Annotated in this window: 20 protein-coding genes; 5 read left to right on the top strand and 15 right to left on the bottom strand. The window is 72.8% G+C overall.

All coding sequences use genetic code 11. From position 1 onward, the window contains the following. Window position 1: 1 nt before the first annotated feature. The 3 genes from RAN62_RS39475 to RAN62_RS39465 all read right to left on the bottom strand — a co-directional run bounded on the left by RAN62_RS39475 (window position 2) and on the right by RAN62_RS39465 (window position 3882). Window positions 2-319: a helix-turn-helix domain-containing protein gene (locus RAN62_RS39475; RefSeq protein WP_305790011.1), complete on the bottom strand. Its 318-nt coding sequence runs from the start codon at window positions 317-319 to the stop codon at window positions 2-4. A gap of 102 nt (window positions 320-421) precedes the next feature. Further along, window positions 422-2056, bottom strand: a complete 1635-nt coding sequence (locus RAN62_RS39470; protein ID WP_305790010.1) for an ATP-binding protein — start codon at window positions 2054-2056, stop codon at window positions 422-424. A gap of 56 nt (window positions 2057-2112) precedes the next feature. Continuing rightward, entirely contained in the window at window positions 2113-3882 is a 1770-nt protein-coding gene (locus tag RAN62_RS39465) for a DUF6311 domain-containing protein (protein WP_305790009.1), read from the bottom strand. A 79-nt stretch (window positions 3883-3961) separates the two neighbouring features. Here RAN62_RS39465 and RAN62_RS39460 point away from each other — a divergent pair, with 79 nt between their 5' ends. Continuing rightward, window positions 3962-4681: an alpha/beta fold hydrolase gene (locus tag RAN62_RS39460; protein ID WP_305790008.1), complete on the top strand. Its 720-nt coding sequence runs from the start codon at window positions 3962-3964 to the stop codon at window positions 4679-4681. A 105-nt stretch (window positions 4682-4786) separates the two neighbouring features. Here RAN62_RS39460 and RAN62_RS39455 read toward each other — a convergent pair whose 3' ends face one another. The 10 genes from RAN62_RS39455 to RAN62_RS39410 form a co-directional block, all read right to left on the bottom strand. Beyond that, window positions 4787-5974, bottom strand: a complete 1188-nt coding sequence (locus RAN62_RS39455; RefSeq protein WP_305790007.1) for a S8 family peptidase — start codon at window positions 5972-5974, stop codon at window positions 4787-4789. 110 nt (window positions 5975-6084) lie between these two features. Further along, the gene (locus RAN62_RS39450) at window positions 6085-6933 is read right to left on the bottom strand and encodes a DUF2332 family protein (protein ID WP_498371888.1); all 849 of its coding nucleotides are present in this window, start codon (window positions 6931-6933) and stop codon (window positions 6085-6087) included. A 76-nt stretch (window positions 6934-7009) separates the two neighbouring features. After that, the gene (locus RAN62_RS39445) at window positions 7010-7678 is read right to left on the bottom strand and encodes a zinc metalloprotease (protein ID WP_305790006.1); all 669 of its coding nucleotides are present in this window, start codon (window positions 7676-7678) and stop codon (window positions 7010-7012) included. Window position 7679: 1 nt separating this feature from the next. After that, window positions 7680-8615 (bottom strand): ParA family protein, encoded by a 936-nt coding sequence (locus RAN62_RS39440; protein ID WP_305790005.1) that lies wholly within the window; start codon window positions 8613-8615, stop codon window positions 7680-7682. A 112-nt stretch (window positions 8616-8727) separates the two neighbouring features. Then, a complete protein-coding gene (locus tag RAN62_RS39435; RefSeq protein ID WP_438874604.1) occupies window positions 8728-9603 on the bottom strand; it encodes a site-specific tyrosine recombinase XerD in 876 nt (291 codons plus the stop codon). A gap of 40 nt (window positions 9604-9643) precedes the next feature. Further along, window positions 9644-10759, bottom strand: coding sequence for an alanine dehydrogenase (gene ald / locus RAN62_RS39430; RefSeq protein ID WP_305790004.1), 1116 nt, complete (start codon window positions 10757-10759; stop codon window positions 9644-9646). 124 nt (window positions 10760-10883) lie between these two features. After that, complete coding sequence (locus RAN62_RS39425; protein ID WP_305790003.1) at window positions 10884-13610, bottom strand: CHAT domain-containing protein; 2727 nt, start codon at window positions 13608-13610, stop codon at window positions 10884-10886. Beyond that, window positions 13607-14563 (bottom strand): hypothetical protein, encoded by a 957-nt coding sequence (locus tag RAN62_RS39420; protein WP_305790002.1) that lies wholly within the window; start codon window positions 14561-14563, stop codon window positions 13607-13609. The genes RAN62_RS39425 and RAN62_RS39420 overlap by 4 nt, the downstream gene beginning before the upstream one ends. Before the next feature lie 10 nt (window positions 14564-14573). Next, a complete protein-coding gene (locus RAN62_RS39415) occupies window positions 14574-14966 on the bottom strand; it encodes a hypothetical protein (RefSeq protein WP_305790001.1) in 393 nt (130 codons plus the stop codon). A 235-nt stretch (window positions 14967-15201) separates the two neighbouring features. Then, entirely contained in the window at window positions 15202-15912 is a 711-nt protein-coding gene (locus RAN62_RS39410) for an SMI1/KNR4 family protein (protein WP_305790000.1), read from the bottom strand. A gap of 15 nt (window positions 15913-15927) precedes the next feature. Between RAN62_RS39410 and RAN62_RS39405 the strand changes: the two genes are divergently transcribed. Both RAN62_RS39405 and RAN62_RS39400 read left to right on the top strand, forming a co-directional pair. Further along, window positions 15928-16242: a nuclear transport factor 2 family protein gene (locus tag RAN62_RS39405; protein ID WP_305789999.1), complete on the top strand. Its 315-nt coding sequence runs from the start codon at window positions 15928-15930 to the stop codon at window positions 16240-16242. A gap of 19 nt (window positions 16243-16261) precedes the next feature. Then, entirely contained in the window at window positions 16262-16693 is a 432-nt protein-coding gene (locus RAN62_RS39400) for an RDD family protein (protein WP_305789998.1), read from the top strand. 59 nt (window positions 16694-16752) lie between these two features. Here the strand turns inward: RAN62_RS39400 and RAN62_RS39395 are convergent, their stop codons facing one another. Beyond that, window positions 16753-17160: a DUF6010 family protein gene (locus RAN62_RS39395; RefSeq protein WP_305789997.1), complete on the bottom strand. Its 408-nt coding sequence runs from the start codon at window positions 17158-17160 to the stop codon at window positions 16753-16755. Window positions 17161-17257: 97 nt separating this feature from the next. Continuing rightward, entirely contained in the window at window positions 17258-18094 is an 837-nt protein-coding gene (locus RAN62_RS39390; RefSeq protein WP_305789996.1) for a CAP domain-containing protein, read from the bottom strand. 217 nt (window positions 18095-18311) lie between these two features. Here RAN62_RS39390 and RAN62_RS39385 point away from each other — a divergent pair, with 217 nt between their 5' ends. Together RAN62_RS39385 and RAN62_RS39380 are read left to right on the top strand one after the other, a co-directional pair. Further along, on the top strand, window positions 18312-19415 hold the full coding sequence (locus tag RAN62_RS39385) for a cellulose-binding domain-containing protein (protein WP_305789995.1): 1104 nt from the start codon (window positions 18312-18314) through the stop codon (window positions 19413-19415). A gap of 63 nt (window positions 19416-19478) precedes the next feature. Next, on the top strand, window positions 19479-21281 hold the full coding sequence (locus tag RAN62_RS39380) for a peroxidase family protein (protein WP_305789994.1): 1803 nt from the start codon (window positions 19479-19481) through the stop codon (window positions 21279-21281). Window positions 21282-21327: the final 46 nt, after the last annotated feature.

The raw sequence follows: 21327 nt of genomic DNA, 5'->3' as shown, positions 1-21327 counted from the left end.
CTCAGGCGATGGCGGCGATGTTCCCGTCGTCGAAGTAGATCGCCTGGTGCAGCCGGCCCCCGAGCGCCGCGGCATAACGGGCCAGCACCTCCTGCCCGGAGATCTTGCCCTGCTCAATCTGCGAGACGCGGCCCTTGGTGACGCCCATCTGCTCCGCCACCTGCTGCTGCGTCAGACCACGCGAGCGTCGCACCTCCGCCAGCCGGTGCCCGACGACCGTGGCGAGCAGTTCGCGCTTGCCCGCCTCGAATGCCTCTTCGCCGCCGGCCTCCTCGACGTGCTCGGCCCGGATGTCGCTCCAGCGCGTGTAGCCGTTCATGAGCCGTGGCCCGCACCAGGCGCGTCGCAGCTCGGCGAGCCGGTACCCGACGACCGTGGCGCGCGGACGAAGCTAGTCACGCCGCAAGCGTACACCCGGCAATCAGCGCGGGAGGGTGACGCGGACGGTGGTGCCGGGGCGGATGCCGTGGGGCTCGATCTGGATGGTGCCGCCGTGGCGTTCGGCGATGAGGGCGGCGAAGGCGAGGCCCAGCCCCGCCCCCGGGATCGACAGCTCCGTGGTGATGGCCCCGCGGAAGAAGCGGTTGAGGACGTGGGGGCGTTCGTGGTCGGGGATGCCGACGCCGGTGTCGCAGACCTCGAGGGTGGCGCTGTCGCCGGCGGCCTCGACGCGGACCTCGACCTTGCCGCCGGCCGGGGTGTACAGCAGGGCGTTGTCGAGCAGGGCGGCGACCAGCTGGGCCAGGCGGTGGGGATCACCCTCGATCGGGGTACGGTCCGGCGCCGTGAGGGTGACGGCGATGTTCTTGGCCTCGGCGCGCTCCTCGACGGCGTGGACGACGCCGGCGGCCACGGAGGTGAGGTCGATGCCGGTCATGGTCATCTCGGTGTGACCGGCGTCGAGGGAGGACAGGTCGAGGAGGGCTTCGACGAGGCGGCGCAGGCGTTCGCTGCCCCGCTGGGCGGCGGTGATCATCGGGGCGAGGTCGCTCAGGGGCGTACGCGGATCGCTGTCCTGCAGCAGTTCCAGGTACGAGTGGATGATCGTCACCGGGGTGCGCAGCTCGTGGCCGACCAGGTTGAGATAGTCGTCCTTGCTCCGGCTGAGCTGCCGCTGCAGCTCCTCCGCCCGGCGGGCGGCGGTGACGTCGTGGAAGACCGACACCGCGCCGAGGTGGCCGGCGCCCTCGCTCTCGATCGGGTGGGCGTTGACCCGGTAGAGCCGGCGCCCCTGCCGCGTGTGCATGACCTGATCGACGCCGCGCACGTGGTTGCCCTCCTGGGCGCGCAGCAGGGGCGTGTCGGCCGGGTCGACGGGCGTACCGCCGGGATCGGTGAGCGGCAGCCGGGCCAGCCAGCCCTCGGCGGGCACGGGCGCGGTGGCGAAGGCGGAGGACATCAAGTTGGCCGCGGCGGGCCGGGCCGACGTGGCGGGCATGCCGAGCCGCTCGCGCAGGGAACGGTTGACCACGACCAGGTTGCCGTCGGCGTCGCAGGCCGCCACGCCGGTGTCCATGCTGTCGAGCAGCGTGTCGAGGAAGAGCCGCTGCTGCTGCTCGGCCTCGCGGGCGCGCTGCTCGGCCACGAACGCGGTGCACGCCTGCGCGCCCTCGTCGACCGCGGCGAGCTCGTCGGGCTGCCACTCGCGGGGCTCGTAGTCCATCACCGCGCAGACGCCGACGATCTCGCCGCCGGGGGCGCGCACGGGAAAGCCCGCGTACGAGCGCAGGCCCACCGTGAGCACGGGAGCGTCCTCGGGCACCCGCTCGTCGGTCAAGGTGTCGCTCACCACGATGGGATAGCCGGTGCGCAGCACGATCCCGGCGAGCGTGGTCGAGCGGGGCACCTGGCTCATCCGGTCGAAGCCCGGCGGCATGTTGTGGCCGCCGATGAGCCGGGTGTGCCGCCCCTCGGCCAGATGGATCATGGCGCAGCGCGCCCCGGTCGCGCGGGCGGTCAGGGCCGCGAGCCGGTCGGCCGCGGTCAGCGACAGGCCGCCGGGCACCATCTCCATCTCCGGGACGAGACCTTCGGCGACGAAGCCCCGAGCGCTCATCCCCTCATTGTCCGGAAAACGTCGGGTCCGTCATCGGGAACCGGAAAAGTCGGACGTCACCCCACGCGCCAGATCCACACGTCCATGACCTGCTCCGAGGGGCCGACCAGCTCGTCGACCAGCGTCTTCACCGGGGCGTTGACGGGCTCGTCCCGCAGCACCAGCAGCGCGCCGCGGTAGCGCTGGATCGCGGCGGCGACCTCGATCTTGCGCCGCCCGGTGACCTGCGGCGGCTTACCCTTGAGCGTCTGCTCGACCATCCAGGTCAGGGTGCTGGCGTCGGCGCCGTGCTGCCCGTGCCCGTCGTCACCGGGCCCCAGGAAGTAGCCCTCCGGCACGACGAAGTCCTGCTCACCCCACGCGGTCCACCCGAGCGTCTCGCGTCCGGCATAGCGGTTGGGCAGCGGCAGGGGGATCAAGGACTTCCCTGCGGGCACGTACGGGCCGAAGGCCCCGCTGGTGATGAACGTCGGCGGCAGCGGATCCTCGACCGCGGGCAACGGGCGCGGGATCAGCGGGACGAGCGCGGCGCACACGAGGGCCGCCCCGATCCACGCGACCGGACGGGTCCTGAGGCGCGCGACCGTGTCGTACGCCAGGGCGGTCATCAGCGCGAACACGCCCACCACGGCGAACGTCAGCCGGCTCGGCGTCAGGAGCCCGAGCACGGGGAGATCGTCGGGGATCCAGTGCCACGGGCCGGGCAGGTCGGTGTACTCGCCCATCCAGCGGATCTTCGGGCCCATGCTCATGATCGCGAAGACGAGCAGGACGAGCGCGGCCACGCGTACCGTCAGGTGCCGCCGGACCCCCACCAGGAGCGCGACCGCCACGACCAGGGTGAGCGGCCACCCGAACCAGCTGTTCTGCTCGGGCTTGCCCATGGTCGTCTCGACGATCGGGTCGCCGAAGATCGTGTCGCGGGCGACATAGAGATAGGTGCCGAGGTCCTCGCCCCACGAGTGGTAGATCGGCAGCGCCTCGAAGGTCCGCGGACCCATGAACTGCCAATACAAGGGGTACGCGAGGAGCACGCCCGCCACGACGGCAGTGACCGTGGCGGCGAGCACGAAGGACCGCGCCCGGGCCCACGCCTTCCGCGGGCTGAGCAGCGCGTGGACGAGCACGGTGACGACCAGCGCCGCGGCCGTGACGACGAGCATCTCCTCATTGATGAACACCTGATAGGTGACCAGCAGCCCGAGGATGATCCCGTCGCGCAGCCAGCGCCCGGTCACCCCGAGCCGGATGACCATGATCACGATGAAGGGCAGCGCGAAGTTGCTGGCGAAGTTCGGCTGGCCGTTCGCGTGGTGCACGAACCCGGGCGCGAACCCGAAGAACGCCCCGCCCAGGAACGCCGCCACCCACGAGCGTACGACCCAGCGGCGCAGCACGAAGTACGCGCTGAAGGCCGACCCGGCGAGCGCCAGCACCATCCACACCAGGTACGCGACCCGGACCCCGAAGAGCATCGTGACCGGTACGAGCGGCACGGTGACCCCGAGCACCGACGTGTTGGCCATCATGTTGACGCCGACGGGATAGTTCTGCCGTACGGAGAACAAGGGGTTGGTCCAGTGCGTCACCGAGTATTGCGCGTGACCGAGCAGCCACTGGAACCACGTGTTGTCGTTGGCCAGGTGCCCGGACACCCGCTGGTTCGGATCGGGCAGATAGTTGCCCATCACCAGCAGCCCGAGCCCGATGAACAGCACGGCCGCGAGCAGATGCAGCGGCCACTGCCGTCTCGCCGGCGCCACGGTGGCCGCCTCGGGCTGCGCAACCTCCGGCGCATCGGTGCTCAGCGTCGGCTGCGCAGTCACAGTGCTCCTCCCGGCGGACAATCGCGTCCATGATTTTGGTGCCGCCCCGCGGTGTCAACTCGTGCCATCATGACGGGCCATGGCGAGATCGACGCTGATGCATGACGGACGGCGGCTGACGTACCGCGACTCCGGCGGTCCGGGACGGCCGCTGCTGGCCTTGCACGGGCACTTCTCCGACGGACGGACGTTCGCCGGGGTTGCACCCGGGCGCCGGCTGATCGCCCTGGACCAGCGCGGCCACGGCGATTCCGATCCGGCGGCCGACTACTCGCGGGCCGGCTACGTGGCCGACGCCGTCGCCGTGCTCGACCACCTCGGGCTGGACCGGGTGGCGGTGCTCGGGCACTCGCTGGGCGGGGTCAACGCGTACCAGCTGGCGGCCTGGCACCCCGCCCGCGTGACCGCCCTCGTCGTCGAGGACATCGGCGCGGTCGTCGACGACGACCTGTCCTTCGCCCTCGCATGGCCGGCGCGCACCGAGTCACCGTCCCCGTACGTCTCGACGCGGCAGGTCGCGGACGGCTGGGAGCTCACCTTCCGCCCGGCCGACATGGTCGCCTCGCAGCAGTCCCTCAACGGCGACCACTGGGCCGACTGGCTGGCGTCGTCGTGCCCGGCGCTGCTGATCCGGGGCGAGCGGAGCCGGGTGCTGGCGCGCGGGCACGCCATGGAGATGCTGGCCCGCCGCCCCCGCACCGAGCTGGTCGAGCTGCAGGCCGGCCACACCGTCCACCGAACCGTCCCGGACGCCTACGCCGCCGCGGTCGCCGACTTCCTGTCCCGCACCGGCGCGTAGGAGGCGGCTCGTCGCCGAAGCGTCGAATCCCGGCTGCGCGGCGTCCTCGGCCTCTGAGCGCGGAGCGGCCCGGCCCCTCAGGACCGGGCCGCAAGGGCAGACGGGTCAGCTGGACAGCGACGGGGTGTAGAGGAGGCGGTTCGGGGAGCCGCTGCCCGGGTTGGTCACCACGCCGGTCGTGGCGGCGGCGACCACGGCGGCGTTCACCGTGGCGGATGCGGCGCCCGGGTGGGCGGCCAGGTAGAGGGCCGCGGCGCCGGCGACGTGGGGGGCGGAGAAGGAGGTGCCGCTGCCGGTGTACGTGGCGGTGTTGCTGGTGCGCCAGTCGGAGGTGATCGAGACGCCCGGGGCGAAGAGGTCCAGCACCGCGCCGTAGTTGGACCAGCTCGCGCGGGCGTCCGTACGGTCGGTGGCGCCCACGGTCAGGGCCTCGGTCACCCGGGCCGGGGACGTGGTGCTCGCGTTGACGCCGGAGTTGCCCGCGGCGATGGCGAACGGGATGCCCGCGTTGACGGCGCTGCGGACGGCGTTGTCGAGGGTGGTGCTGGCGCCGCCGCCGAGGCTCAGGTTGCCGACCGAGCGCCCGGGGGTGGCGTGGGCGGTCACCCAGTCGACGCCGGCGACGACCCCGGCGGTGGTGCCGGAGCCGTTGTTGTCCAGGACGCGTACGCCGACGATGGTGGCGCTCTTCGCGATCCCGTACGTGGCACCGGCCGCGACCCCCGCGACGAACGTCCCGTGCCCGTTGCCGTCGTCGGCCACATTGTCCCCGTCGACCGCGTCGTAGCCGTAGCTGGCGCGCCCGCCGAAGTCCTGGTGCGTGATGCGGACGCCGGTGTCCACGACATAGACGGTGACGCCGCTGCTGGGTCCGTACGTGTAGGTGGTGGACAGCGGCAGCGCGCGCTGGTCGGAGCGGTCCAGACCCCACGGCGCCGAGCTCTGGGTGTCGGTGACGCGCACGGTCTGGTCGGCCTCGACGGACGCCACGGACGGGTCGGCGGCGAGCCGGGCCGCCTGCCGCGCGGTGAGCGTGGCGGTGTAGCCCTCGAGCGCGTGCCCGAACACCCGGCCGACGCTGCCGCCGTAACGCTGGGCGAGCTTGCCGGCGCGGGCCGGATCGACCTGGGTGCCGTTTGCGAGGGTGATCAGGTAGGACCCGGCGATCGCGGTGGGACTGCCGGCGTGCAGAACCGTGCCGACCGGGTCGGCCGCGAACGCCGGTCCGGCGGCGGTGAGGGCGAGCACGGTGCCGCCGAGGACGGCGAGCGTGCGGGGTGCGGTGGGGCGCATGCGTTCCTCCGAGGGGTGAAAGGCGCTTGTCACCCACGCTAGGAACGACTTTTTGATAGACGGTCAACGATGTCCGAGAGGCTTGATACCGGCCGGTTACGGCGGCGGCGCTAGAAGCGGACCATGGCCTCGCCGTGGCCGCGGGTCCAGGCGAGCGGGACGCCGTCCAGGGCGAGGACATTGTGCAGCGTGTCGTCGGGTGCGGGCGGCAGCGGCCCGAGCGGCACGACGTCCGGGCTCTCGACGGAGATCCAGTGGCCGGGCAGCCCGCGGACCAGCTCGACGAACGCGGCCCGGCGCGGCGCCGGCACCTGGTAGAGGACCGAGGTGTGGAAGATCACCAGGGTGGCGGCCGGCGGGGCCTGGGCGGCGAGCGCGGGGAGATCGTCGAGCAGGTCGCCGCGTACGAGCAGGGGCGGGTCTGCCGCGACAACGGCGGCCGCGGCGCGGAGGCGGGCGCGGCGATGGTGGTGCTCGGGCCAGATCAGCGCGTCCAGCCAGGCGACATCGGCGGCGTCGGTCACGCTCAGCGGGTTCAGGTCCAGGCCGGCGCGCCACACGATCTCAGGCTTCGCGTACGGCGGAGAGCCCCCGCTCAGCGCACACTCCAGCGTCGGCGGGCCGCCGGCGAGCACGTGGTCGCCGTACCGGTAGCCGTACTTGTCGGGGTAGAGGCCGAGGCCCGCCGCGGCACCCAGCTCGAGGAGCGCCAGGGGTTGCGGCAGTGCGGCCAGGACCGGGAGCAGCAGCGCGCAGCGACCGGCCTCATTGGTCTGCGTCGCGCGGGACAGCATTTCGGGCTCGATGCGGGACCAATGGTCACGGACGAACGCGAGGAAGGCGCCGGGGGCGTCGACCGGGCCGCCGAGCAGCCGGACCACGCCGAACAGCAGGTTGGGCTGGCGCTTCGGCGCGGGGACGGAGTCGAGCAGCGCGAGCAGGTGCGGATCGCCCGCCACCGCGACGGAGAGCCGTTGATAGGTCGGCGCCGCCTCCCGCGCCGCGAAGTCGAGATAGCGCGCCGCCGTGGAAACGTCAGCCCCAGAGCCGCACGAACAACAGGCCGAGGAAGTCGAGGAGCAGCAGCAGCAACGGGCTGCTGAGCGGGAAGAAGCAGCAGATCAGCAGGATGAGGACGCCGATGTTCTTGTGCTCGAGCCACAGGCGCATCCACTGCAGGCCCGGCCCGGGGACCCGCTGTGCGTGCCACAGCCAGCCGAACCCGTCGAGCGGCGGGATCGGGATCAGCGCCAGCAGGCCGAAGGTGAGCAGGCCCACGCCGAGGCAGGCGAGGATCTGGTCGGTGTAGGGCAGGCCGAAGCCGCGGAGGAGGTCCGACGGGGACAGGGCGCTGAAGACGTTGAAGGAGGCGGTCAGCGCGTACGCGAGGAAGAAGAGCTGGGCCAGCGCGATGCAGGCCAGCGGGCCGGCCAGGAAGACCAGCGCGGCGCGGCCCCGCCCCCGGTGGCGGGGCACCTCGTCGACCGACAGCGGGCGGCCCCAGCCCTGACCGCCGATGGCCGCGGCGACCGCGCCGAAGGGGTCGATGTCGCGCAGGCGCGGGGTCAGCGAGCGGTCGTAAGGGTCGGCCAGCCCGACGGCGCGGCGGGTGACCCGGATGGCGAACGAGCGCACGGCGAGCGCCAGCAGGAACGAGGCGACCAGCGCGACGAACGCGACCGGCTCCGCGAGCGCGAAGAGCACCTTACCGGCGCTCGGCCTGGGCCGCGATCAGCTCGCGGGCGAGCTGCCGGTAGTTGCGGGCGCCCGACGACGACGGGTCGAGCGTCGTGATCGGGGCACCGGCGACCGTGGACTCGGGGAACTTGACGGTCTTGGTGATGACCGTCTGGTAGACCTTGTCGCCGAACGCCTCGACCACGCGCTGCAGCACCTGGCGGCAGTGGGTGGTGCGGGAGTCGTACATGGTGGCGAGGATGCCCTCGAGCTCGAGGTCGAAGTTGAGCCGCTCGCGCACCTTGTCGATCGTGTCGAGCAGCAGCGCGACACCGCGCAGGCTGAAGAACTCGCACTCGAGCGGGATGAGCACCCCGTGCGCGATGGTCAGCGCGTTGATCGCCAGCAGGCCCAGGGAGGGCTGGCAGTCGATCAGGATGAAGTCGTATTCCTTGCGGACGCTGCGCAGGGCCCGGGCCAGGGCCATCTCGCGGGCGACCTCGTTGACCAGCTGGATCTCGGCCGCGGAGAGGTCGATGTTGGCGGGCAGCAGGTGCAGGCCCTGGACGTCGGTCTTGATGATGACGTCCTCGGTGGCGACGTCGTCCTGCATGAGCAGGTTGTAGACGCTCAGGTCGAGGTTGTGCGGGTTGACGCCCAGGCCGACCGAGCAGGCGCCCTGCGGGTCGAAATCGACCAGCAGCACCTTGCGGCCGTATTCGGCCAGGGCCGCGCCGAGGTTGATGGTCGTCGTGGTCTTGCCCACGCCGCCCTTCTGGTTGGCCAGCGCGATGATCCGCGCCGGGCCGTGCCGGTCGGTCGGCATCGGCTCGGGGATCGGCCGGCGCATCGTGTACGCCGTCGGATCGGCCGGCCCCAGGTCAGCGCCCAGATCGAGGGAGTTGGCCTGCTGCTCCCGCAGGGCCGAGGTCCACGCCTCAGCGCGTTGATCATGTGCCGCCATGCCTCGAAACCCCCTCTCGACCCGCAGCCGGAGCCGATGCCCGACTGTACGCCACTCGCACCGCCCGTCCGGGGTCACCCGTTCGGCGTGTCGCCCACTGGTCCGAGTCGTTTCACCGTGCGCGGGGGTGGGCGGTCGCATAGACCTCCCTGAGCCGGTCCACTGTCACGAGCGTGTAGACCTGCGTCGTGGTCACCGAGGCGTGCCCGAGCAGCTCCTGCACCACGCGGACATCGGCGCCGCCGTCGAGCAGATGCGTCGCGTACGAGTGCCGGAGTGTGTGCGGCGACACGGCGTGCGCTCCGTCCACAGGCAGACCCGCCGCCTCGGCCGCCCGGTGGAGAATGGTCCACGCGCTCTGCCGCGACAGCGGGCCGCCCCGGGCGTTGAGGAAGACCTTGGGCGTGCCCCGCCTGATCAGGGCAGGACGACCCCTGACCAGGTACGCGTCCAGCGCCTCCCGGGCATAGGAGCCGAGCGGCACGATCCGGGTCCGCCCGCCCTTGCCGCGCACGGTGACGACGTCCGGGTCGAGGTCGTCGATGTCCAGGCCGACCGCCTCGGAGATGCGCGCGCCGATGCCGTACAGGAGCTCGAGCAGTGCCCGATCGCGCAGAGCGAGCGGGTCGTCGCCCGTGACCGCGCCCAGCAGCCGGGTGACCTGGTCGACGTCGAGGGCCTTGGGCAGGCGCTTCGGCGGGGCGGGCGGCTTGACCTCGCGGCTGACGTCGTGCGGGGCGATCCCCTCGCGCGCGGCGAAGCGGTGCAGGCCACGCACGGCACTGACCGCCCGGGCCGCGGAGGCGGCGGAGAGCTGCCCCTCCTCGCGCAGCTCGATGAGGTGCTGCGCGAGGTCCGCCGCCGTCACGTCGGCCAGATCGCCCTTCTTCAGCGACTCCGCGTAGCGCTCGAGGTCACGGCGATAGGAGACGAGGGTGTTGCGAGACAGGCCTCGCTCGACCGTGAGGTGGTCGAGATAGGCCTGAATCGCCCGTCGGATCTCTATGAGAGGACCTCCGCTTCGCTTCCTAGGCGAGGACCTGCGTGAGGGGCACCGCGGTCATGCCGTGCGCCTCGGCCACCGGGCCGTAGACGACCTGGCCGTCGTGCGTGTTGAGCCCCAGGGCCAGCGCGGGGTCGGCCCGGACCGCGTCGCGCCAGCCCCGGTTGGCCAGCTCCAGCGCGTACGGGAGGGTGACGTTGGTCAGCGCGTAGGTGCTCGTGTGCGGCACCGCGCCCGGCATGTTCGCCACGCAGTAGAACATCGACTGGTGCACCGGGTAGACCGGGTCCGCGTGGGTCGTCGGCCGCGAGTCCTCGAAGCAGCCGCCCTGGTCGATCGCGATGTCGACGAGCACGCTGCCCGGCTTCATCCGCGACACCAGCTCGTTGGAGATGAGGTTCGGGGCCTTCGCGCCGGGCACCAGCACCGCGCCGATCACCAGGTCCGCGTCGATGACGGCCTTCTCGATCTCGTACGCGTTGGAGGCGATCGTCTGCAGGTGACCGCGGTAGTCGGCGTCGGCCGCCCGCAGCCGCGCGATGTTCTTGTCGAGCACCAGCACCTCGGCCTGCATGCCGAGCGCGATCGCCGCCGCGTTCATCCCGGACACCCCGGCGCCGATCACCACGACCTTCGCCTGGTAGACCCCGGGCACGCCGCCCATCAGCACGCCCCGGCCGCCGCCCGAGCGCATCAGGTGATAGGAGCCCACCTGCGGCGCGAGCCGCCCGGCCACCTCCGACATGGGCGCCAGCAGCGGCAGCGACCGGTCGGGCAGCTCCACGGTCTCGTACGCGATGCCGGTGACCCGCTTCTCGATCAGCGCGTCGGTGCACTCCTTCGACGCCGCGAGGTGCAGATAGGTGAAGAGCACCTGCCCCTCGCGCATCCGCGAGTACTCCTCGGCGATCGGCTCCTTCACCTTGAGCACGAGCTCCGCGGCGCCCCACACCTCGTCGGCGCTCCCGACGATCGTGGCGCCCGCCGCCGCATAGTCCGCATCGTCGATCGACGATCCGGCACCGGCGCCGGCCTGCACGAACACCTCGTGCCCGGCCCGGCTGAACTCGAACACCCCGGCGGGCGTGATCGCCACCCGGAACTCATTGTTCTTGACTTCGCTGGGAATGCCGACCTTCACGGGAACGGCACCGTCCTTTCCGGCAGAGACGTCGATGGCTCGTACCTGGGACAGCCGGTCGCCGTCCCACCCTGTGGACGATACTGCCGATGCGTTGCCGTGAGATCAACACCGGGGTCGCGGATCAGCCGCCGGTCACGATGAACGCCGCCCAGTGCTCGGCCCCCGCGAAGGGCCGCGCCCGCGACCAGAAGGCGGCCAGCGCACCGGAGGCCCCGGCCGGCGGCTCCACGAGCTCGGGGAAGAGCGCGCGGAGCTGCTCGTTCGACATGTCCCGCAGCGCGCGCTGCGCGTGTCGCAACGCCTCGGCCGGCGCCGGGTGATCGCCGCGGCGCAACCGGTGGAACAGCGCCATGAGCACGGCCGTGGACCGGTCGGGCACCGGCCAGAGGGCGCTGACCACTGCCCCCGCCCCGGCGAGCAGCAGACCCGTCGGCAGGCCCACCGCCTCGTCAGGCAGCCACGTCCCGATCACGGCGGTCTCGCAGGCCGAGAGGACGACCAGCCGGGCCGCCGGGAAAGGGTGATCGAGCAGCCACCGCAACGTCAGCCGCTCGCCCCCGGCCAGGCTGATGTGGCTGTCCAGCGGCTCGTCGGTGTCCGCGCTGCCGTGCCCGGCGAAGTGGACGACCGGGAACCGCGGCAGCAGCGCCGCGAGTGCGTCGAGAGTCGCGTCCTCGCCCGCGATCCGCACGTCGTGCCGGAGGTCCGTGGCGACGTGCCCCACCTCCCAGCGGCTCCACCGCAGCGGGGGCGCGGGCGGCGCCGGCGGATCGGCCACCGCGAGGACCGGACCTCCGGCGAGAGGGCGTACGGGCCGGGTGGCGAGCAGCGCATTCGGGGCGTGCCGGACCGTGTGCGTGTCGAGGACGTGGCGCCGCCCGGACGGCCGATCGGGGTCGGCGGTCCAGGCGGCGGGCAACGGCAGCAGCCCCACGATGCCGATCGGGATCAGGCAGCACCCGGGCGCGTCGAGCGCCGCCAGCACCGGTCCCATCACCACCGGCCACAGCGCGGCGGTCGTCCGCTCCAGGGCCTCGGGCCGGCCCGCCGGGTCGCCGGACCGGAAGTAGCCGTTGACCTGGTCCAGCAGCCACCGGTCGGTGAGCTGCGGCAACGGCACCGCGGTGAGCGGCCGATCGGCACCGGAGGGCGGCACGACCAGGGCGAAGCCTCCCGGCTCCGCGGCGAACACATAGACCAGGGGTACGTCCGCGGCGCGCAGGACGGCCGGCGGGCCCGAGCCGGCTCCGAGCCGCTCCGCGACGAGCTGCAACCGGTTGCGCTCCAGGACCCGCACCGCGTCGACGAGCAGGCCCAGCCGGGCGAGGGCGTACGCACCCCGGGCCGCCAGGTAACGCGACGCCAGGAGCCAGCTCTCCCGCTCCGCCCGGGTGCGTTGCCGGGCGTCGAGCAGCCCGGCGGCGCGGACACCGTACTCGTACGCGGTGATCGTCTCCCGCCACGCGCCCCGCAGGATCGTCCAGTGCGACCAGTTGACGGCCGCGCGGACGGCGGCTCCGGGACCGAGGACCAGCCCGGCCTCGCACGCCTGCCGGAAGGCCGACGTGGTGGCCTCGGCATCGGCGGCGGCGCCCGTCACCGCGAACCGCGCGCGCCGGCCGTTGCCCAGATCCAGCCAGTGGTTGACGAGGTCGGGATGGCCGGGCGGGCAGAGCCGGACGGCCTCGGCGTGCGCGGCGATGCCCTCGTCCAGCTCGTGCCGGTGCCCCGTGATCGCGTACCGGTCGCGCAGGGTGTTGCCCAGATTGGTGAGGTAGCTGTGCCTGTTCGCGTCGGCGGGCCCGGCCGCTTCGACCGCGCGCCGGCACCAGCGGGCCGCCTCGTCGAGGTCGTCCTCCCGGTCCCCGTGCTGATAGCGAGCCCAGTACGCGTGGCCCAGGTTCGTCAGGTCCGGCGCGGAACCGCGGTCCCGGGCCACCCGCAGCAGCAGCGGAATCGCGGTGCTGTAGTCGCACGACGCGTCGCCGGGGCACTCCCGGCCGAGCACGGTGTGCCGGCTGACGGTGGCGAGGCCGATCATCATGTCCGCCTCCCGCCGTCGCTCGGGCGGCACCAGGGCACGCGCCCGCTCCGCGCTGTCGCAGGCCGCGTCGGCGTCGGCGATCCGGCCCTTCCGCTGGAAGCGCACCAGCGCGGCGTTGCCCAGGCCCAGCAGCGCCTCGCCCCGGTCGTCGCCGCCGGCGGCCTCGGCGAACAGGTCCAGGGCGGAGTCCAAATCGGCGCGGCTGCTCGTCAGGTGGTAGCGCGTCATGTAGCCCTGCGCCACGACCAGCGCGACGTGCGCGCGGAGCGCCTCGGAGGGCGGGCACCAGGCGTGCCGCAGCCGATGGGCGGCTATCGACGAGCGCAGATCGGCAGGTGCGGCGCCGGACATCCACCGGTTGCCGTATCCATGAGCGAGGTGTTCCGTAAGGGCGAGACGCACGGCGGCGGCGAGGCCCGGGGCAGCGACGGCCGCTCGCAGGTGCACGATCACGGCGTCGAGGTCGGCCGGGTCGTGCTGCCGGGCGTACCGCTCCCGCAGGAACATGCCGAGGTGCCCGTGCGTCTCCCGCAGCATGTCCGGCAGCGCCGGTTCGGTGCTGCCTTCGGCCGCCGCGAGGGCGCGCCGGCAGACGTGCACGCCGAGGTCCAGATTGTCGTCGCCGGTCCCGTGGTGCTCGACGGCCAGCAGGAGCGCGGCGCCGAGGTGGTGCAGGAAGGGAAAGCGGTCGGCGACCGTCTCCTGGGCCTCGGAGTAGATCCGGAAGGCCTCCTGCAGATCCGAAATCTGCCGGTCGCGGTGAAACTGCCGGATCCGGTCGTCGAATTCCTCTCGCACGGTCACGAGGCGCCTCCGCCGTCGCTGCCGTTGTCGCTTCCGTTGTCCTGGAATCGGGGCTCGGCGGACGTCGAGCCCTCCCACAGATAGCGGGTCAGGGCCAGCCCGGCGGCGCGCTCGTCGGCCGGGCGCTCCGGTAGCGGCCACCGCAGGGCCCGGAACAGCTCGCCCCGGTGCACCTCGAAGGCAGCACCGGCCAGGCCGGAAAAGGCTGCCACCCGGTCCGGCAGCCAGACCGTCGCTGTCACGGCGGCGACCCCGGCCCCGGCCACCGGCGCCCACCAGGCCCACCCGGCAAAGCCGCAGAAGAGCACCGACCAGATGACGACCGCCACGGCGCCGTCGACCGCCCGCCGCGCGGCCAGCACCTCGGAGCGGGTGGTCTCGGGCAGCACGAGCCACAGGGCGGGCCAGCACTTGACCGCGTCCAGGCCGTACCGCTCGTACGGGCGGCCCTCCATCGCGCTGAGCATGTCGCCGACGCGGGTCGGCATGCGCCGGGCCACCCGCACCGGGACGTGGTGCAGCCGCTCGTCGAGCCGGACGAACTCGCGCGCCTCGGCCGGGCTCGCCGTCCCGCCGTCGACGCTCGCGGCCAGCCGCTGCCACCGCTCCTCCCAGGCCGAGATGCGCCGGGCGCGAAGCCGGACGCCGGCCCGGCGGGCCCCGTCGGCCCACGGCGGCCAGTAGCCCTCCAGCAGCCGCAGCACCGGAAGGGTCAGCCGGGCGACCAGGATGCCACCCGTCGCGACCGCCGCCGCGACGACGACGAGCAGCGCCACGCCGGCCACGGGTCGCAGCCGGTCGAGCCGCGTGGCGATCCGGCTCAGCTCCGCCAGGCCACCGTGGGCCTGACACCAGGCGGCCAGGACCCCGAGGGCGAAGGCCGTCGCGGGCCCGCCACCCTCGGCCAGCCGGGACGCCAGCTTCCCGCCGACGCCCGCCCACAGGGTCGACACCCTCCGGTCCTCACTGCTGCCGGTCGGCCACGAGCACGGCCCCGTGCGTCGGGCAGGCCGGCGGCGCGCCGCCCACGGACCGCCTGTACCAGACGAAGTCCGCCTCCGGGCAGGCGAACCGGGTCGGCAGGAAGTCCGGATCGCCGTGCCCCGGAAGCCCGGCCGAGCGCACGACGGCGAGCGACGCGAGCGCCGGGCTGCCCGCCGCGAGCGCCTCGGCCGCGACGCGGTGCAGCCCGGCGTCGGACTCCAGCACGTCCAGCAGCCGCTCGGGATCCACGGCCGGCGCGTTGAGCACCGCCGCCAGCCGGGCGTCGGCCGCCGCGGGATCACCGGTCGCGAGCACGCCGATCTGCCCGCGCACCACACACGCGATCTCCCGGATCAGCGCCGCCTCGTCCATCGCGCACCCCGTCACCGCTCACCCCGGCGTCCGACTCCCTGTGCCTACCACCGCGCCGGCGCCATCGAGGCGCCCTGACCGAAGCCCGACACTCAGCCCCCCGGGCCGCGGAGGCGGCGGGCGCGACCGAACCTCCCACCCGCTTCGTGCTCTGCGATCGACGCCGGCAGCCGGGCGCGGCCAGGCGACCCGCAGCTCGTAGGTCGGCGCCGGCGGCCGGGCCCGGGCCGGCGGGTCAGGCCACCTGCAGCCACTCCTCCTCGTGGTCGGCGTCGACGGCGGGCCGGAGGCGGCCGGTCGCCTGGTCACGGATGATCGCCGGCTGGTGGAGGGCGCCGGCGGTCCAGCGGCCGAGCCACTCGGTCAGCGTCATGGGCTGCGGGAACAGCAGGAGCCCGAGCTGGTCGGCCGGGCCCGCGTAGGGGTCGAGGGCCCACATCGTCGCGTCGGTCAGGTCGACGAAGGACTGGACGCCGCCGCCCCAGTCGCAGATCGGCAGGAGCGCCTCCGCTCGCTCCCGCCACGGCTGCGGCCACTTGCGCTGCGCCCGGTAGGTCTCCAGCATCGTGCCGGCGTGGAACTGCCGCCGCGCGACCAGGCCCGGCAGACCGTAGGCGGGACCGAAGCCGCCGTCCCCGAGCTCGGTGTAGCAGCGACGCAACAGGGCAGGCAGCCGCGTACCCAGAGCGGTCTCGAGCTCGGCCACCGCCTCGGCCGGAGCCGGGGTCAGCGGCGGGAGCGGCGGGATGCGACCCGTCCGCCGCCCGGCGCGGAACCCCGGGTCGCCCCGCCAGTGCAGCCGGCGCGGACGGCCGTCGGGGGCGCGCTCGAACGCCCCACCTCCGGTCAGGTCCTCGCCCGGGCGGCCGGGCAGCTCGTCCCGATATTCCCCCGCGAGCACCAGTTTCTGGACAGCGCGGAACACACCTTCGTCCTCGTGAAGCATGCGACCATCCTTCCCGTGGGGTACGACAGAAACGCGGCACACATCGACCGCTTCAACACCGCCGTCCGCACCGGCGACTGGTCGCCCGTGGTGGCGGCGCTGCACCCGGATGCTGTGATGACGTTCACTCCGGTGCCGGCGGGCCCGTTCACCGGGCGCGCTGCCATCGCGGCCGCGTACGCGGAGAACCCGCCGGACGACACGATGCGCGTCGTGTCCGTGGACGGCAACACCGTCCTCTTCGAGTGGTCGCGCGGTGGCACCGGCACCCTGAGCCTGCGCTGGGCGGCCGGGCTGATCAGTCGCCTGGACGTCCGGTTCCTGGACTGAGTTCGCTACCTTGATCGTCGTGAATCCGGAACTCGACACCCACGTCACCGGCCGCCGCGTCGTGGCCACCCTCGTCGACGGGATCGTGCTCAGCGTGCTCGTCCGGTTGGTCACCTGGGCCCTCGGCAGCGAGATCGACCCGGGCGTCGACGGGTTCGACCTCACCGCGCTGTCGACCGGCGGCAGCCTGACGGCCCTCGCCGTGATCGTGCTCTACTACGTCGTGCTCGAGGGCACGCTCGGCCGCACGGTCGGCAAGCTGGTCACCGGCATCCGGGTGGTCGACGAGCAGGGCCGCCGCCCGGGCCTCGTGTCGGCCCTGGTGCGCACGGTCAGCCGGATCGTCGACAGCATCCTCGGCTATCTGGTCGCGCTGATCATCGTCGTCAACTCCAAGCGGCGCCGGCGCCTCGGCGACATGCTCGCCAAGACCTACGTCGTGCGCGCCTGATCAAGCGGCCCGCCGTTCACAAGAGCCTGATCAGGCAGCCTGTCGACGCAAGAGCCTGATCAAGCGGCCCGCCGGCGGAAGAGGCCGGAGAGCCGGGAGAACCGCGACGAGCGGAAGAGGCCGAAACACCACAGCGCGATCACCGGATCGCAGATCGCGCACCCGTACGACGACCCGGGCTCGAACGGCAGGATCGGCGCCCCCTTGACGTGGTGCACGATGTCCCACGCCGTGTGCAGCAGCCAGCCCGCGCCGATCCAGTTCCAGGACCGCAGCCCCCTGTACGCGACGTACGTCATCACCGCGGTGAACGGCAGCTCCCCGGCCCCGAGCCCGCCGCCGCTGAGATACGCCGCTCCCGCCCCGGCGATCATCAACGCGTTGGCGGTCCGCCGGTGCGGCTCCCGGATCAGCAGGTTGAGCAAGCAGTACACGACGCCGATCAAGAGCGGGCCCACAACAGTCATGCCCCGAACCTAGAAACAGCGGGAACCCGGCGACAGTGGCCGCGATGCCACGTACCGCCGGAATCCCGCCAAGAGCGATGAAGGCCGGGCCGGCCGATCAGTTCACGAAGTCCTGGGTGAACCACACCCGCCCGTCAGCCCCCCGCGTCACCGCGAGCCCCACCCGCTTGAAGCCGGCGTTGAGCAGGTTCTTCCGGTGCCCGTCGTTCGGGGCGACCTCGGCCAGCATCAGGTCGGTCAGCCCGTTCGCGGCCGCCAGGATCGAGGCGTCGGTGTTCGCCGCGTTGCCCTGGCCGATGTTCTCGCCGGCCGACGTCCACTTGACCCCGGCGGCGGTGAAGCGGTCGCCCAGCCCGGCCTCGCCCGTGCACTGGTGCGACAGCCCGCAGCCGCCGACCATCAGCGCGTTGTGAGCGGCGGAAGCCTGGGACAAGTTGGCGTCCAGCGTCAGCACGCCGACGCCGGCGGCCGTACGCGCGGCATTGATGTGAGCCAGAGCCTGCTCGATGACCGTGCCGCCGGTCGCGGGCGGCGTGGTCGTCGGCGGCGTGGTCGTAGGCCGAGTCGTGGGCGGCGTCGGGGAAGTAGGCGACGCCGAAGGCGAAGGGGAAGGAGGGGCGGAGGCGGACGTCGGCGGCGAAGTAGGCGCAACCGTCGTGGGCGCAGTGGTGGGCGCGGACGTGGGCGGTCGGGTCGTGGAAGCCGACGCCGACGCCGTGGGCCGCGGCCGGGGCTTGTGCCGCCCCCGGTCGGCGAACGCGGTCGCCGGGCCCAGCGACGGCGTGACGTGCCGGACGGCCTGCGGGCGGTGGTGGAAGGTGCCGGCGTTCGCGACCCCGGCGGCGCCGGCGCCCAGGACGCCCAGCGCGGCGGTGGCAATCACGATGACCTTGGTCCGCTTGCGGGAGGGCCGGCGGTGACGTGTGGGGGGCACGGTGGTCCTGTCGATCGGCGGGTGGGGACGACCCGCGTGGCCGCCCTGGGCCGGGAAGGCGCCAGGGGCGGGCGCCCGGTGGAGGCGCGCGCTCGACTATGCGCCCCGCCCCACCAGCGGATCCAATCTCTAAAGAACAATTAATGAAGAGCACAGGCGCCGCGCCTATTAATATACGTTCATCGATCCCTGGAAGCGCTCCCAAACAGGAGTCCCGATGCGCCTGACCCTCGCCGCGGCCGTCCTCGCCGCGAGCACCGTCCTGACCGTCCCCGCACCCGCGAGCGCCGCGCCCGCTGCCCCCGCAGCCGCGGCCGCCACCTGTGACGTCGCGTGGAAGACCAACGCGTGGAGCACCGGCTTCACCGCCGACGTCACGCTGACCAACACCGCCGCCCCGCTGAGCGGCTGGACCCTGACCTGGACCTTCCCGGGCACCCAGCAGGTCACCTCCGCCTGGAACGCCACCGTCACCCAGGCCGGCCGGACCGTCACCGCCGCGAGCCTCGCCTGGAACGGCACCGTGCCCACCGGCGGCACCGCCTCCTTCGGCCTGCAGGGCACGGGCACCGGCGCCGCGCCCACCGACTTCGCCGTCAACGGCGTCTCCTGCGGCGAGGACGGACCGACGACACCCCCGGCCCCCGGCGCCACCGACGGCGGGTTCGAGGACCAGGCCACGAGCGTCCCGTCCGGCGACTGGTCGGTGTCCACACCGGACTGCTCGGGCGCGGGCACGGCGACCATCGACACCACAGTCGCGCACACGGGCACCAAGTCGCTGCGGATCAATGGTGCCGCCGGCTACTGCAACCACGTCTTCGCCGCCAACGACGCGATCATCGATGACGCGGCCACGGTGTGGCACGTCCGCTATTACGTACGCCACACGACCGCCCTGCCCGCCGCCCACGTCACCGCCGTCGCCCTCCGCGACGCCGCCGACGGCAGCAAGGACCTGCGCTTCGGCGGCCAGAACGGCGCTCTCCAGTGGAACCGCGCCTCCGACGACGCGACCTTGCCCGAGCAGAGCCCGGCCGGCGTCGCCCTGTCCCGCCCGCTGCCGGTGAACACGTGGACGTGCGTCGAGTTCTCGGTCAACGGCACGGACGGGACCATGGAGACATGGCTCGACGGGGTGTCCGTACCCGGGCTGCGGCAGGACGGCGTGCCCACCCACGACATCGACAGCCAGTGGCTGAACCGCACCTACCGCCCGCGCCTGACCGACCTGCGGCTGGGCTGGGAGAGCTACGGCGACGGCGCCGACACGCTCTGGTACGACGACGTCCGGGTCGCCGCCGCGCGGATCGGCTGCTGAGGGCCTGTCGCCATGGCGTCAACGTGGTGACGCTGCGTCCAGGCCACATTTCATACTGCGACGATGTCCGACCTCGAGAAGCGCCCGAAGAAGCGCCCCCTGCTGTCCGATCTCTTCACCGTCGCCGCCGAGTACGTCGACCGCAGGGCCGGCTGGGACAAACTGCCGACCCTGCTCGGCCTGGCCGAGCTCATCGGCCTGCGCACGCGGCTGCGCCAGGCGAACCTGCACGACACGTCGCAATTACCGACGGCCAACCTGCCGCCGATCCCGCCCCCGGCCGAGCACCACAAGATCAACAGATCACCCGACGGTACGTACAACGACCTCGCCCAGCCCCGCATGGGCATGGCCGGCGCCCGCTTCGGCCGCAACGTGCCGCTCTCCTCGGTGGTCCGCCCCGAGAACGCCGCCGTGCTCACCCCGAACCCCCGCGAGCTGAGCCGCGCGTTGCTGACCCGCGACGAGTTCGTGCCCGCGGAGACCGTCAACTCGCTCGTCGCCGCGTGGCTGCAGTTCATGATCCGCGACTGGTTCAGCCACGGCGAGAGCCCGAAGGACGACCCGTGGGTGGTCCCGCTGACGGCCGACGATCCCTGGCCGCAGCAACCCATGCACATCATGCGTACGAAACCCGACCCGACCCGGCCCGCCACAGTCGACCCCGGCACCCCGCCCACGACGGTCAACGTGAACTCGCACTGGTGGGACGCGTCGCAGCTCTACGGCAGCAGCGTGGCGGAGCAACAGGCGCTGCGTACGGGGAACGAGGGCAAGCTGCACCTCGACCTGCCCGGCGAGGCTGACTCCGTACCGGGATTCTGGCTGGGTCTGGCCCTTTTGCAGCAGCTCTTCGCGGCCGAGCACAACGCCGTCTGCGACATGCTGCACGCCCGGTATCCCGCGTGGACCGACGAGGAGCTCTTCCAGCGGGCCCGGCTGATCGTCGCCGCGCTCATCGCGAAGATCCACACCGTCGAGTGGACGCCCGCGGTCATCAGCCACCCGACCACGGTCGCCGGGATGCGCGCCAACTGGTACGGCCTGGCCGGCGAGCGCGTCCACAACCTCTTCGGCCGCGTCTCGTCCAGCGAGGTCGTCAGCGGCATCCCGGGCGCCGCAACCGACCACTTCGGCGTGCCGTTCGCCCTGACCGAGGAGTTCGTCGCCGTCTACCGCATGCACCCGCTGATCCGCGACGAGTGGCACCTGCGCGCCGCCGGCGACGACCGCACCCTGCGCGAGGCGTCGTTCCGCGACCTGGCCGGGCCCGCCGGCTCCAAGCTGATGACCGAGATCAGCCGGGCCGACCTGCTCTACAGCTTCGGCACCCTGCCGCCCGGCCTGGTCACGCTGCACAACTTCCCGAAGTTCCTGCAGGAGTACGAGCGCCCGGACGGTCACCTCCAGGACCTGGCCGCCACGGACATCCTGCGCTCGCGCGAGCTCGGCGTGCCGCGCTACAACGAGTTCCGCCGGCTGCTGCACCTCGACCCGGCCACGAGCTTCGAGAAGCTCACCGGCAACCCGGACTGGGCCCGCCAGATCAGCGACGCCTACGACGGCGACATCGAGCAGGTCGACCTCACCGTCGGCATGTACGCCGAGCGCCTCCCGGCCGGCTTCGCCTTCAGCGACACCGCGTTCCGCGTCTTCATCCTGATGGCGTCCCGCCGGCTCAACAGCGATCGCTTCTTCACCGACTACTACAAGCCGGAGGTCTACACCCGCGAAGGCCTGAAGTGGATCGACAACACCACCATGGCCGACGTCCTGCTGCGCCACCACCCGTCGCTCCGCCCCGCCCTGGCCAAGGCGCCCACGGCCTTCCATCCGTGGCGGCGCGCTCGGTCAGCCGCGTCGTAGGGAGCGAGGGTCCGCCGTTCCCGGCCGCCGGCGGCGGCCGGGAACG

This window comes from Symbioplanes lichenis, from assembly GCF_030709675.1.
GTDB classification, from domain to species: domain Bacteria; phylum Actinomycetota; class Actinomycetes; order Mycobacteriales; family Micromonosporaceae; genus Actinoplanes; species Actinoplanes lichenis.
Note: the sequence above shows the minus strand (reverse complement) of the source record. Positions and strands in the feature narration are given on the sequence as shown.